We start from the raw sequence: 13267 nt of genomic DNA on the forward strand, positions 1-13267 counted from the left end.
TATTTTATTCCGTATAAGTTTTATAGATCTCCACATGATCGTAGATGCACCGCCATCCGCTATGTGCATTTGCGGTCACGCAGATATAATGTTTTCCGCTGTTGGTCACTTCATAACTGGCAGCACAGTTTCCAGACTGCACTACATAGCCGGTCTTGGCACAGACCACTTCTCCGTTCGTCTCTTTATCTTCGATCCGCCGCAGGAACCAGTTGGATATCTGGATTCCCTCCGGGTGCTGTTCCGTAGGAGATGTTGTATAAGTATGTGCCGACATGACTTCCCTGCACAATTCATTTTCCATCGCCGCTTTCAAGATCACTGCCATATCATAGATACTGCAATAATGATTTTCATTATACAGACCCACACAGTTGGTAAAATGTGCACTGTCTGACAGGCCAAGATCCCTCAGCTTCTGGTTCATCATGTCCACAAAGCTGTCCATAGAACCGGCCACATAACAGGCAAGACCGGCTGCTGCATCTCCGCCTGAGGGAAGAATCGTTCCATAGAGCAGATCTTTTACTGTGACAACCTCATTTTCACCAAACCCAACTGCACTGCAGTCATTGGAATAACTGAAGTCTGTAATCTCACGGGTAATGGTAAATGTATCCTCCAGATCTGTCACATGCTCTGCTGCTACCAGAACTGTCATAATCTTGGTCATAGATGCCGGATTGATCCGATCCCTGGCATTTCGCTGAGTGACAATTGTATTATCATCCAGATCCACCAGCAATGCATAGGTGCTCTGTACTTCCCCATTGGTTCCTGATGTGGAATCCGTAGTTGAAAATTCATAGCCTGCTGCAAATGGAATATCTGCCGAAGCTGTGCCTGCTGTCATATCTGCGTCCGATTCATCAGATATATCTGATTCTTCCGATGTGTCTGAACCTTCCGATGCGGTTTTCACCGCATCTTTCCCCTGTTCCGTGGCATCTGAATCTATATTCGCTGTTACCTCTGTCAGCACTGCGTTCTGTTCCTCTATGGTTTCGTGCTGCGTATTCTGTGCTGTATCAGCTGCTTTCTTCTTTCCTGCAATCAATCTGCCGCCCGCTGTCAGAAGAATTATCACTCCCAGCCCCATACAGCTCAATACTAGGATCTGTTTTCTTCTTCGTTCCCGTCTTCTCTTTTCCCGCAGCTTTGCCCGTCTCTGCGCTCTTAATTGCTGCCTTGCAGATTCCTCTGTATCAAAATCCTGCAATTTTAAGTCCTCCGTTATCGTAGATTCCTATATAGAATACCCCATCACGGAGGATTTTACAACTGTTTGCAAATGTCTGACTACCTATTATTGGCATCGCCGGACTGTAATTCCTGTAAGATCCACGCAGACCAGTCATCATAATAAGAGCCAAGGACATGTGCTCCATCTGCAGAATAATCAGCCTTAAGGCATCCATTTTCGTCATCAAACAACACATTCACATCCAGATACCCCAGACCATTTTCCTGTGCAAGCTGACGAATATTTTCATTCACCTGATTGATATTTTCATTATTAAAAATATTATCTTTTTCCGACTGTGCCTGCGTCACATGAAGATTCGCTTCCAACACGATCCATGCATTCGGCTGGAGCTCCCGGATGTGCTCTACCAGTTCTGCGTATCTCTTATAAGACACATTTCTGTCATAGCCAAGCTCATTGATACCCAGCATCAGAAGGATTATCTGATAGTTCTTTTCCTGCAGTCGCTCATCAAGTGTATGTTTTTCACCATCTGGCGCAGGCAAAGCTTTTTTCGTCACATTGTAGACACTCATCCCTGTGTCTGCAAATACATCTGCATTTCCAAGCTTTCCATATTCAGACAGTCCCACTGTCCGGGAATCTCCGACAAAAAGAGCACCTGTAAAATCATCCGGAATCTGTGGCAGCTCCCTCTGTGGCTGCTCTGTGGGCTTCTGATCTGACGTGACTGTATCCGTATTATCTGAAGCAGTCCCATCGGAACTATCTGCATCTGCCGAATTCAGACCATCAGCCGCCGCATCATCTGTCGACTGCATCTCTTCTTCCACTCCATCCGTCCAGAAGCTCCCCTCAGAAAAGCTTCCTTCAGAAGGATTAAACACATACTGCAGTGCCGCCCGTGCGATCTTCATGCTGTCCGGCGCATATACTCCCGCTATATAGATCATACCTGCCACAATACAGGTAGAAAGTAAAAAAATCGTGTACCAGTTTCGTTGTTTCATGTTGTCTGTCCTTTTTTGAAATTGCTATTTCACTATCAGAAGGCGAAGTACATAAACGGATCATCCTGTCCAATCCAAATGCAGTACACACTGAACCAGAAGATCAGGATCAGTACCAGTGCCGACCACATGCTGCCTTTGTACCGCTCGTAAAGCTTTCGCGGAAGTGGTGTGATCAGAATCATTCCTGCCAGCAGTGTGATCAGATACATTTTGCCGTATTTCAGATAATCACCGGCAAACCAGGAAAATCTTCCCGCCGCTGCCAAAAATGGAAACAGCCGCTGCACATAGATCCAGATCTGTCCTGGATCAGAGATGGCAAATATCAGCCATGACAGAGGGATGGCCAGAATCATATATACATGTCCCAGAATCGGAACACGTCGGAATACTTTTAGTAAACACAATTTTTCCACTGCGACCAGAACAAATAACAGGAATCCCCACAGAAGAAAGTTCCAGCCTGCACCATGCCACAATCCGGTAAGCAGCCATACTACCAGCAGATTCCGGATCATTTTCCCTTTGCTGCAACGACTGCCTCCCAGCGGGATATACACATAATCTCTGAACCAGCTTCCCAGCGTCATATGCCAGCGACGCCAGAAATCTGTCATGGAAGTCGCCATATACGGGTATTGAAAATTCTTCGGCAGATGGAATCCGAACATTTCGCCAAGACCAATTGCCATCAGTGAATAACCGTAAAAATCAAAGTAAATCTCGAAGCTGAATGCCACAATACCAAGCCATGCCAATGGTGTAGAGATACTTTCATAGCCCACTGCCCGGATCTTTTCCCATAAATCTGCCATCTGATTAGCCAGCAGAACTTTCATGCCAAGTCCGATGGTCAACTCCCGCAGACCATTTTCCAATGCATCCAGCCCTCTGTTTTTCCGGGATAAATCCCTGCTGGTATCCTTCCAACGCAGAATCGGACCTGAAATCACATGAGGAAACAGAGTCATAAAGGTTCCGAATTTCACAAAATTCGCATCCTGCATCCGGCCTTCCCGATATACATCAATCAGCCATCCCACCGCCTGAAAGGTATAAAAACTGATTCCCAGCGGTAATCTATGCGTAAATTTAAATACGGCCAGAATAGACAGATTAAAGATCACTCCCGCCGCCAGTCTTCGCTTTTTCTGTACCGGCTCCAAACTGCCGTCGATCCAGAAACTCATCCTGTAATTCACAATTATGGAAACTAAAAACAGGGCAAGATACCATGGTGTATCCTTCACCCCATACAAATAGAACAAAAGACTGCCCGCAAACAGGCACAGATTCTTCCATGCCTTTGGACAGAACATATAGATCACAAAAAAAATCGGTAAAAATTTAAATAAAAAATCAATACTTGAAAATACCACTGCACTTATATCCTGTTCATCTGATGTATATAAAGGAGAAGCCCACAAAAGCTCCTCCTTTCTGAATTATATACAATCTGTTCCAGCAGTGTCAATCATCTGCAGTCATCTTAAATAAATCTTAAGAACCTGTTAGACCTGAACCTTCAATACCGTTCCGCAGCCATGGAAAACAACGGTTTTCTTGCCTGCAGGAACAAAAAAGCAGTCCGCCGGACGGTAGACTAATGACTCCTCTCCACAGGATACCTGACCGCCTCCCTCCAGTACCACAAAGGCACGGAAACTGGAGTCATCCAGATTAAAGGAAACCTCTCCATCAAACACGCTTTTCTCAATCGAAAAGTATTTGCATTCCATGGTCTTGGCGGCTTCCATATCTTTCTCATGGAAATTCGTCACCTCCATGGCCTTGTCAATATGCAGTTCCCGCAATTCTCCGTATTTGTCGCGTCTCTGGTAATCATACAGACGGTATGTCACATTAGAACTCTGCTGGATCTCACAGATCAGTACACCTGGTCCAATGGCATGAACCGTTCCATTTTCAATAAAATAACTGTCTCCCTTTTTTACAGGAATCTTATTCAGGATCTCCGTCAGTGTACCATCCTCGATCCGGCGGCGCACCTCTGCCTCATCTGTGTCTCTGGAAAATCCACAATACAGATAAGACTCTGGTTCACAATCCACCACATACCACAGTTCATTTTTTCCATATTCGTCTTCCTTCTGCAGTGCATAATCATCCCCAGGATGCACCTGAATAGAAAGACTTTCTCTGGAATCAATAAACTTGATCAGAAGCGGAAATCGCTCATAAGGATCACATTTCCAGCCTAATATACCTCTGCCAAACCGGTTGATATACTCACCCAGCATAAGACCTTTATTTTTTCCCGTAGCAACGATACTCTGACCGGCTTTATGTGTGGACAATTCCCAGCTCTCCGCTACAATATCATAATCGCATTTCTTGCCGTAGACATCCCGCAGACGGGTACCTCCCCAGAGATTGTCCTTAAAAGCAGGCTCCATGCGAACGATCTCATCACAGTCCGTCTTCACAATAGACTGACCTGCCAGGCGGGTCAGATCATTTCCATGACCATATTCCAGCTCACCTACACTTACTTCAATGACTACGAGATCTTCCGTTCCCCGGTTGGCGATCTGATGAGGTGTTCCCATGGGCACAGAGATACTTTCACCTGATCCATACTCACCCATCTGTTCATCCAGCTGAATGGTTGCGACTCCACTGATCACAGACCAATGCTCTGTCCGAAGCTTATGCACATGTCTGGACAGCTCTTTTCCCGGAAAAATCGTGATCTTCTTTACCTTGCAGGAATCCCCGTAATGTATGGTCTCTTTGATGCCCCAAGGGGTATAATAGACTGTTCCCTCATCAAAATAAGACTGCTGCTTCTCGTAATTCTCCCGGATAATGCTCTTGATCTGATCCGCTTCGCTCTTTCGGGACACATAGACCGCATCTGCTGTGTTGACAATGATCACATCTTCCAATCCATTGGCAACCACCAGCTGATGCGCCGCTTCATTCATCACTGACACATTTTCACAGGCATTACGGATCACCCGGCCGGAATCCTCTCCATGATAATACTGATCCAATGACTCCAGCGTCATGATTCTTCTCCAGTTGAAATCTGCCTGTAAAAGCAGCACTTTATCTGACACACTGGTCACTGCCCGTCCAATGCTTACCGGCTCCAGTTCTTCCACAAGTCTGCCCGGCACCAGAACATTTCTCTCGTAGGTATCAAGCTGATCCACACATTCTCTGATCTGAGCATAGAGAGCCGGTGATTTTCTGGACAGTTCATGAAGAAAATCCCCACCATTAAACAATAAGATTCCGGTATCATAGTACCATTTTTCTCCTGCCGGGATCTCTTCCGTCATATCGCTGTGCCGAAACTCTGTCCGTTCTTCCACCTGTCTGAAGTATCCATATCCAGGCTCAAACCGCCAGGCAGGAATGCCAAGACACACGATCTTTCCCTGCGGAATATATTCCCGACCCTTTGCGATGGCGCCCTTATAATCTCCACCTTCGATCATATGGTCTGTGGATACCACCAGATAATCCTCTGAACGGTTGTCACACAGACAGGCAATAGCTACCGCAGGGGCAGTTTTCTTACCCTCTTCCTCGTAAAAGCATCGATAACGAAGTCCCTGAAAGACCTGCAGCTGTCCTTCTACGATATTGGCATACCGATTGGATGTAATAATATAAAATTCCTCACAAAATGGGATATTTCTGGCAATAGTCTCCTGAAACAAGGAGCGGTTTTCCTTGATATGAATAAACTGTTTGGGATAATTTTTGCGGGAGAGGGGCCATAAACGGTCCCCGCTTCCTCCCGCCAGCACAATACATTTCATATATCTTCTCCGAAATGGGTGTTACTGTACAATCTTTGTCATGGCTTCTTTAAGGCCTTCCAGAGCATGCTCAGCCTGTGTAAGTCCTTCTTCCTTCACACCCATGTAGAATTTCACTTTCGGCTCTGTACCGGAAGGACGCACACAACACCATGCACCATGCTCCAGTTCATAATAAAGTACATTGGATTTCGGCAGACCTGTGGCAGTTACCTTGCCTGTCTCCATATCCAGTCTGGTGTCCGCATCATAATCTCTCACAGCCAGTACCTTGTAGTCACCGATCTGTTTCAGCGGATTTTCGCGCATCTGCTTCAGAATGCTCTGGATCTTCTCAGCTCCATCCACACCTTTCATGGTAACAGATACCAGAGTTTCCTTGTAATATCCATATTTTTCATAGATCTTCAGCATCTGATCCCACAATGTCAGACCCTGCTTCTTGTAGTAAGCCGCAGCCTCACATAAAGCCATTACAGCCACAACCGCATCCTTATCTCTTGCATGGGTTCCTACCAGACAACCGTAGCTCTCCTCGTATCCAAAGAGGAAGGTATGAGAATGATCCTGCTCAAAGAACTTGATCTGCTCCCCAATGTATTTGAATCCGGTCAGGACTTCAATCACATCAATGCCGTACTCTTTTCCGATTGCTTCTGCCATATTGGAAGATACGATGGTAGTCACCAGTGCACCATCTTTTGGCAGACGCCCCGTCTCTTTTCTGGTGCTCAGCTCATACTCAGCGATCAGAAGACCAGACATATTTCCGGTAAATGGCATATAATTTCCGGTTTTGGAATCTTTTGCATAAATACCAAGGCGATCTGCATCCGGGTCTGTTGCCAGAACCAGATCCGCATCTGTCTTCTTTGCCAGTTCCAGAGCCAGCGCAAATGCTTTCGGATCTTCTGGGTTCGGATAAGACACAGTTGGAAAATCTCCATCCGGCAGTTCCTGCTCAGGAACCACCTGTACCTGCGTGAACCCAAGCTCTTTGAGCACGCGCCGGACCGGAAGATTACCGGTTCCATGGAGCGGCGTATAGACAATCTTCAGGCTGTCAGCCATCTCTTTGATCACATCCGGACTTAAGACCAGCTTTTTCAGCTCTTCCATGTAACGATCATCAATCTCTTTTCCGATCACATGGAACAATCCCTTCTCTTCTGCCTCTGCACGATCCATCATCTTGATGGAAGCAAAATCAGTCACTGCATTCACTTCTGCGATGATCTCTTTATCCTTCGGTGCTGTGATCTGTGCGCCATCTTCCCAATATACCTTGTATCCATTATACTCTGGCGGATTGTGACTGGCAGTCACAACAATACCTGCGATACAATGAAGTTCTCTCAAGGCAAAGGAAAGCTCTGGAGTCGGTCTGAGCGTCTCAAAACGATAGGTCTTGATTCCGTTGGCATTGAGACACAGCGCTGCCTTCTCAGAAAATTCTACAGACATGTGACGGGAGTCAAATGCGATTGCCACACCTTTATCCTCGCCGCCCTGTTTTTTAATATAATTAGCCAGACCCTGCGTTGCCTTGGTCACCGTATACACATTCATCCGGTTGGTTCCAGCTCCGATCACGCCGCGAAGTCCACCTGTTCCAAAGGACAGATCTTTGTAAAAACGATCCTCGATCTCTTTTTCATCTCCTGCAATGGCAGAAAGTTCGGCCTTCGTCTCCTTATCAAAAATAGGATCCTGACACCACTGCTCATATTTTGCTTTATAATCCATGCTTATTCTCCTCTTGCGCTTTTGCATATCCTTTATAGCAATCCCGTTCTGCCCTGTTCCTGCAAGGTATCTACTACTTTCTTCACATCCTGCACCCGGTCTTTGCTGCATACTAAGACAGCATCTTCCGTTTCCACAACAACAAGATTATCCACGCCAATGGTCGCGATCATTTTTCCAGTAGAAAAAGAAATTGTGTTTGTTGTATCAATGTTCACCTGATCTCCTACAATGATATTTCCATTCTGGTCCGCATCATAGATGACCTTCATCATATCCCAGCTTCCCACATCGTTCCAGCCGAAATCACCGGATAACACCAGAACGTCAGAAGAACGTTCCATAATACCGTAATCAATGGAAATCTTCGGAATCACCGGATAGATCTCCTGTATCACATTCTCTTCTTCCGGAGTATTCATAGCATCCCCGATCTTCACCAGACACTCATAAATATCCGGCAGGAGACGCTCAAACTTCTTCAGGATGGTAGACGCTTTCCACACAAACATTCCACTGTTCCAGGCATAGTTGCCACTCTCTACATAGGCTTTCGCCGTCTCAAGATCCGGTTTTTCCTTGAATTCCTCTACCTTGCGGGCAATGGCATCTTCTTTTTTATCAAATTTAATATAGCCATAGCCTGTGGATGGGAAGGTCGGAGCAATTCCGATGGTGATCAGCTTATCCTGCTCCTCTGCTGCCTTGATCGCTTCACCAAGGATTTCCTTAAAAGCAGCCTCTTTCTTCACAAAATGATCTGACGGAAAGATACACATGATGCCATCACCATATTTTTTGACGATCTCCATAGCTGCATATCCGATGCATGCTGCCGTATTTCTTGCAGACGGCTCTGCCAGAATGTGGTCTTTTGCAATTCTGCCATCCACACACTCTAACATCTTTCCTGCCTGTTTCTCATTTGTCACGATAAACATATCACTTTTCTCGATGACACCATCCAGACGATCGATCGTCTCATTGATCATCCGATCTTTGCCGCTTAGATTCAGCATCTGCTTCGGCATTGCCTGACGGCTCAACGGCCAGAAACGGGTTCCTCCACCACCGGCCATAATCACTCCATAATGTTTCATACCGGCTCCTATCTCTCTGCTCTCATGGGATTGTGAAGGAAATCTTCGTAAGTCAGACGGATTCCCTCTTCCAGCTCAGTCTTATAATGGAAGCCCAGACCTTCCAGCTTGGATACATCCAGAAGCTTTCTCGGTGTTCCATCCGGCTTGGACGGATCCCATTTAATCTCTCCTGTATAACCAACCACTTTTGCCACCAGTTCCGTCAGTTCCTTAATGGTCAGCTCTTTTCCAGTACCCATGTTGACAGTCTCATTTCCACTGTAGTTATTCATCAGATAAACACAGCCATCTGCCAGATCATCCACATACAGGAACTCACGAAGCGGTGAACCAGTACCCCAGCAGGTAACCTCGGTCAGCCCCTGCTCTTTTGCTTCATGAAAACGACGGATCAGTGCCGGAAGTACATGGCTGTGGGTCGGATGATAGTTATCATTCGGTCCGTACAGATTGGTCGGCATACAGCTGATATAATCGGTTCCGTACTGACGGTTCAGGAACTCGCAGTATTTCAGACCACTGATCTTTGCCAGTGCATAAGCCTCATTGGTCTTCTCCAGTTCAGAAGTCAGCAGACAGTTCTCTTTCATCGGCTGCGGAGCCATTCTCGGATAAATACAGCTGGATCCAAGGAACAGAAGCTTTTTACAGTTATTTTTCCATGCTTCGTGGATCACATTCATCTCAAGGATCATATTGTCATACATAAAGTCAGCCAGAGCTTCGCTGTTTGCGACGATTCCACCTACTTTTGCAGCAGCCAGAAATACATAATCCGGCTTCTCCTCTGCGAAGAATTTTTCCACCTGATCCTGACGGGTCAGGTCCAGTTCTTTATGGGTTCTGGTAATAATATTGTGGTATCCGTTTCTCTCCAGAGAACGTACGATGGCAGAACCTACCATTCCCCGGTGACCTGCTACATAAATCTTTCCATCTTTATTCATCATGATTTTCTCTCTCCTGTCTACTGCACGTTTCTTAATGCTGCTTCTCTCTTTGCCAGCTCCAGGTCATGTTTTGCCATGATTTCTACCAGTTCCTGGTAAGTGGTGGTCTGCGGATTCCATCCAAGAACCGTCTTCGCCTTGGTCGGATCTCCCCACAGATTATCCACGTCGGTCGGACGGAACCATGCTTTGTTGACGCATACCAGCATCTTTCCGGTCTTCACATCATAACCCTTCTCATCAATGCCGGTTCCTTCCCAACGAAGGTCGATGCCAACTGCTTTGAATGCGCGCTCAGTGAAATCACGTACCGTATGCTGCTCTCCGGTTGCGATAACAAAATCTTCCGGAGTCTCATGCTGCAGCATCAGCCACATACACTCTACATAATCCTTGGCATATCCCCAGTCTCTTAAAGAATCCATATTTCCAAGCTCCAGGTGATCCTGAATACCACAAGCGATTCTTCCTGCTGCCAGAGTGATCTTTCTGGTTACAAAATTCTCTCCACGACGCTCAGACTCATGATTGAACAGGATTCCGTTTACAGCAAACATACCATATGCTTCTCTGTATTCCTTCACGATCCAGAAGCCATACTGTTTTGCTACTGCATACGGGCTGTACGGATGGAACGGAGTGGTCTCACGCTGCGGAACCTCCTCAACTTTTCCGTAAAGCTCAGAAGTGGATGCCTGATAGATCTTCGTTTTCTTGGTAAGACCGGTGATTCTGACAGCCTCCAGGATTCTTAAGACGCCAAGTGCGTCTACATCTCCTGAATACTCCGGTACATCGAAGCTTACCTGTACATGGCTCTGTGCAGCCAGGTTGTAGATCTCATCTGGCTGTACCTCTCCGATAATACGGATCAGACTGGATGAATCAGACAGATCTCCATCATGAAGAGTCACTGCATGTTTCTCCAACAGATGGTCGATTCTTCCAGTGTTTGCCAGAGAAGAACGGCGGGTAATGCCGTGTACCTCATACCCTTTTCCCAGCAGAAACTCTGCAAGGAAAGAACCATCCTGTCCGGTGATACCTGTGATCAATGCTTTTTTACTCATATATTCCTCCTAAAAAATAGTAATAACTTGTATTTACTTTACAAAAACCGGACTATATTATAAGATAGAAAATATAAGAAATCTATGTAAATCCTTGCGAAAAAATAGTATTATATTGCTCCTATATATTTTACTCCTGGAGGTATGTTCATGGCAGTAATTTTACAAAATGATCAGATCTGTCGCTATATCCATACGCCAAGCTCATTTGCCCGTCAGAATCTTCTGTATATTCAGGAAACTGGACGGCTCAAGAGCCGGGACCGTCATATCAGCCGTCGGTCCCATCTGGAATCCTATCTTTTCTTTATTGTATTGTCCGGCCGCGGAACAGTCACTATCGGAAAGAACCTCTGGGAAATCGGTCCTGGCGATCATATCTTTCTGGATTGTCAGGAACCTTATGCTCACGAAAGCAGTGAGGACGATCCCTGGACTCTCCTGTGGGTGCATTTTTACGGAACTGCAATGTCCGGATATCATGCTTATTTTACCCGTCACCAGAAGGCTTCTGTCTTTCATCCGGACAGCCCTTCCGATTTTCAGTCCATCCTGGAGCAGATACTGATCCTGGAGAAAAATCGTGCCGGTAACCGAGAGCTGCTGGAAAATGAACTGCTGCACCGTCTGGTCACACAGATTCTGACCTGGCAGACTGAAATTCCTGTAAAAAAAGAGGATAATATCACCTCTAAACTTCTGGAGATCCGTGGATTTCTGGATGAGCACTTTACTGAAAAAATATCCCTTGATGAACTGGCAAACCTGTTCTATATCAGCAAATACCATATGTCGCGAGAATTCAAAAAAGCCTTCGGAATCACCGTTGGAAGTTATGTCAATTCCCAACGGATCACAAAAGCCAAAGAACTATTACGTTTCAGTGATCAGCAGATTGAAACGATCGCCCGAGCCTGCGGAATCGAAGACAACAGCTATTTCAATAAAGTATTTCAAAAAGCAGAAGGAATCACTGCAAGAGAATATCGCAGAAAATGGAGGGGACAATGATGTCAAAAGAATCCTATAAAATGGATATGTGCAATGGCCCGGTCTTACAAAAGGTCATTGCATTTAGTTTGCCTTTGATGCTGTCAAGCTGTCTGCAGCTTCTGTTCAATGCTGCGGATGTGATCGTGGTTGGCCGTTTTGCCGGAAGTACTTCCCTGGCAGCTGTAGGTTCCACTACTGAGCTTTTAAGCCTGCTGACCACATTATTTATCGGATTTTCCATCGGAGCCAATGTAAATGTGGCACGAACCCTTGGAAACCAGGACGATCAGGAAACGAAAGACGGCATCCACACAGCCGTCAGTGTCAGTATTTTATCTGGATCTGCCATGATTCTATTAGGATTTTTATTTGGTCGGCCAATGCTCCAATGGATGGGGACTCCTGCCGATGTCATTGATAAAGCTTCTCTATATTTAATGATCATTTTTATTGGTATGCCTTCCAACATGGCATATAATTTCGGCAGTGCAATCCTGCGTGCCATGGGCGATACCAAGCGGCCGCTTTATTTTCTGTCTGCTGCAGGAGTGCTAAATGTTGTCCTGAACCTGATCTTTGTGATCGTGCTTCACATGGATGTGGCCGGTGTTGCTCTGGCAACGATCCTGTCCGAGACCTTAAGTGCCGTTCTGATCCTGAATTGTCTGTGCCGGACAGATGGCCCCTGTCACCTGAACATCCGAAAGCTGTATATTCAGAAAGATCAGTTGATCCGCATGCTGCGGATCGGGCTGCCAGCCGGAATCCAGAGTGGTATGTTTTCCTTTTCCAATGTGCTGATCCAGTCCTCCATCAACTCCTTTGGTTCAGTAGTCATGGCCGGCAGCAGTGCTTCTGCCAGTATCGAAAATTTTGTATATATTTCCATGAATGGAGTTCATCAGGCAACGGTCAGCTTCATAAGCCAGAATAACGGTGCCGGGAAACCTGAGCGGATCAATAAGATCCTTTTCTCCTGCTTAGGACTTGTCACTGTAACCGGTATCCTTATGGGTGGTACTGCCAACCTGTTTTCCAGACAGCTTCTATCCATCTACTCCACAGATCCAGCTGTGATCTCTGCCGGACAGATCCGAATGTTCTGGATCGCCATGCCGTATTTTCTATGCGGTATCATGGAAGTGGTCATGGGTGTTATGCGCGGCCTTGGATACGCGATCACACCCATGCTGGTGGCTGTCTCCGGTGCCTGTCTGTACCGGATCATCTGGCTTGCCACCATATTTACCTGGTTCCCGACCCAGCAGGTATTGTACCTTTGCTATGCCACCTCTTGGATCCTGACCACATTGATCCACACAATTACATATCTTTACGCAAGAAAACATCATCCGCTGTTCACAAGCAAAAACGAATGATGTTCCCTGATC

At 46.1% G+C, this 13267-nt stretch carries 10 protein-coding genes; 2 read left to right on the top strand and 8 right to left on the bottom strand.

Going from position 1 to position 13267, the window contains the following annotated elements; genetic code table 11:
- Positions 1-4: 4 nt before the first annotated feature.
- The 8 genes from WMO62_RS05280 to gmd all read right to left on the bottom strand — a co-directional run bounded on the left by WMO62_RS05280 (position 5) and on the right by gmd (position 10883).
- Positions 5-1219 carry a D-alanyl-D-alanine carboxypeptidase family protein gene (locus WMO62_RS05280; protein ID WP_349144049.1) on the bottom strand — a complete coding sequence of 405 codons (1215 nt, stop codon included), beginning with the start codon at positions 1217-1219 and terminating at the stop codon, positions 5-7.
- 80 nt (positions 1220-1299) lie between these two features.
- Positions 1300-2217 (bottom strand): GDSL-type esterase/lipase family protein, encoded by a 918-nt coding sequence (locus WMO62_RS05285; RefSeq protein WP_349144050.1) that lies wholly within the window; start codon positions 2215-2217, stop codon positions 1300-1302.
- A 35-nt stretch (positions 2218-2252) separates the two neighbouring features.
- Positions 2253-3647, bottom strand: a complete 1395-nt coding sequence (locus WMO62_RS05290; RefSeq protein WP_349144051.1) for an MBOAT family O-acyltransferase — start codon at positions 3645-3647, stop codon at positions 2253-2255.
- A gap of 84 nt (positions 3648-3731) precedes the next feature.
- Entirely contained in the window at positions 3732-6014 is a 2283-nt protein-coding gene (locus WMO62_RS05295) for a type I phosphomannose isomerase catalytic subunit (protein WP_349144052.1), read from the bottom strand.
- Between the two features lie 21 nt (positions 6015-6035).
- Positions 6036-7760: a phospho-sugar mutase gene (locus tag WMO62_RS05300; RefSeq protein WP_349144053.1), complete on the bottom strand. Its 1725-nt coding sequence runs from the start codon at positions 7758-7760 to the stop codon at positions 6036-6038.
- 32 nt (positions 7761-7792) lie between these two features.
- Entirely contained in the window at positions 7793-8860 is a 1068-nt protein-coding gene (locus tag WMO62_RS05305; RefSeq protein WP_349144054.1) for a mannose-1-phosphate guanylyltransferase, read from the bottom strand.
- An 8-nt stretch (positions 8861-8868) separates the two neighbouring features.
- Positions 8869-9810 (bottom strand): GDP-L-fucose synthase family protein, encoded by a 942-nt coding sequence (locus WMO62_RS05310; RefSeq protein WP_349144059.1) that lies wholly within the window; start codon positions 9808-9810, stop codon positions 8869-8871.
- Between the two features lie 20 nt (positions 9811-9830).
- Entirely contained in the window at positions 9831-10883 is a 1053-nt protein-coding gene (gene gmd, locus WMO62_RS05315; RefSeq protein ID WP_117496767.1) for a GDP-mannose 4,6-dehydratase, read from the bottom strand.
- 150 nt (positions 10884-11033) lie between these two features.
- On the opposite strand from gmd, the gene WMO62_RS05320 reads away from it, so the two are divergent.
- Positions 11034-11894, top strand: coding sequence for an AraC family transcriptional regulator (locus WMO62_RS05320; RefSeq protein ID WP_349144055.1), 861 nt, complete (start codon positions 11034-11036; stop codon positions 11892-11894).
- On the top strand, positions 11894-13255 hold the full coding sequence (locus tag WMO62_RS05325; protein WP_349144060.1) for an MATE family efflux transporter: 1362 nt from the start codon (positions 11894-11896) through the stop codon (positions 13253-13255). Before WMO62_RS05320 ends, WMO62_RS05325 begins: the two co-directional genes overlap by 1 nt.
- Positions 13256-13267: the final 12 nt, after the last annotated feature.

This window comes from Hominiventricola aquisgranensis, assembly GCF_040096225.1.
Taxonomy (GTDB): Bacteria; Bacillota; Clostridia; order Lachnospirales; family Lachnospiraceae; genus Hominiventricola; species Hominiventricola aquisgranensis.

Bases quoted from the DNA above. Each gene is read 5' to 3' on its own strand.
- WMO62_RS05285 (WP_349144050.1), bottom strand. From the start codon at position 2,217: ATGAAACAACGAAACTGGTACACGATTTTTTTACTTTCTACCTGTATT.
- WMO62_RS05295 (WP_349144052.1), bottom strand. From the start codon at position 6,014: ATGAAATGTATTGTGCTGGCGGGAGGAAGCGGGGACCGTTTATGGCCC.
- WMO62_RS05300 (WP_349144053.1), bottom strand. From the start codon at position 7,760: ATGGATTATAAAGCAAAATATGAGCAGTGGTGTCAGGATCCTATTTTT.
- WMO62_RS05305 (WP_349144054.1), bottom strand. From the start codon at position 8,860: ATGAAACATTATGGAGTGATTATGGCCGGTGGTGGAGGAACCCGTTTC.
- WMO62_RS05310 (WP_349144059.1), bottom strand. From the start codon at position 9,810: ATGAATAAAGATGGAAAGATTTATGTAGCAGGTCACCGGGGAATGGTA.
- gmd (WP_117496767.1), bottom strand. From the start codon at position 10,883: ATGAGTAAAAAAGCATTGATCACAGGTATCACCGGACAGGATGGTTCT.
- WMO62_RS05320 (WP_349144055.1), top strand. From the start codon at position 11,034: ATGGCAGTAATTTTACAAAATGATCAGATCTGTCGCTATATCCATACG.
- WMO62_RS05325 (WP_349144060.1), top strand. From the start codon at position 11,894: ATGTCAAAAGAATCCTATAAAATGGATATGTGCAATGGCCCGGTCTTA.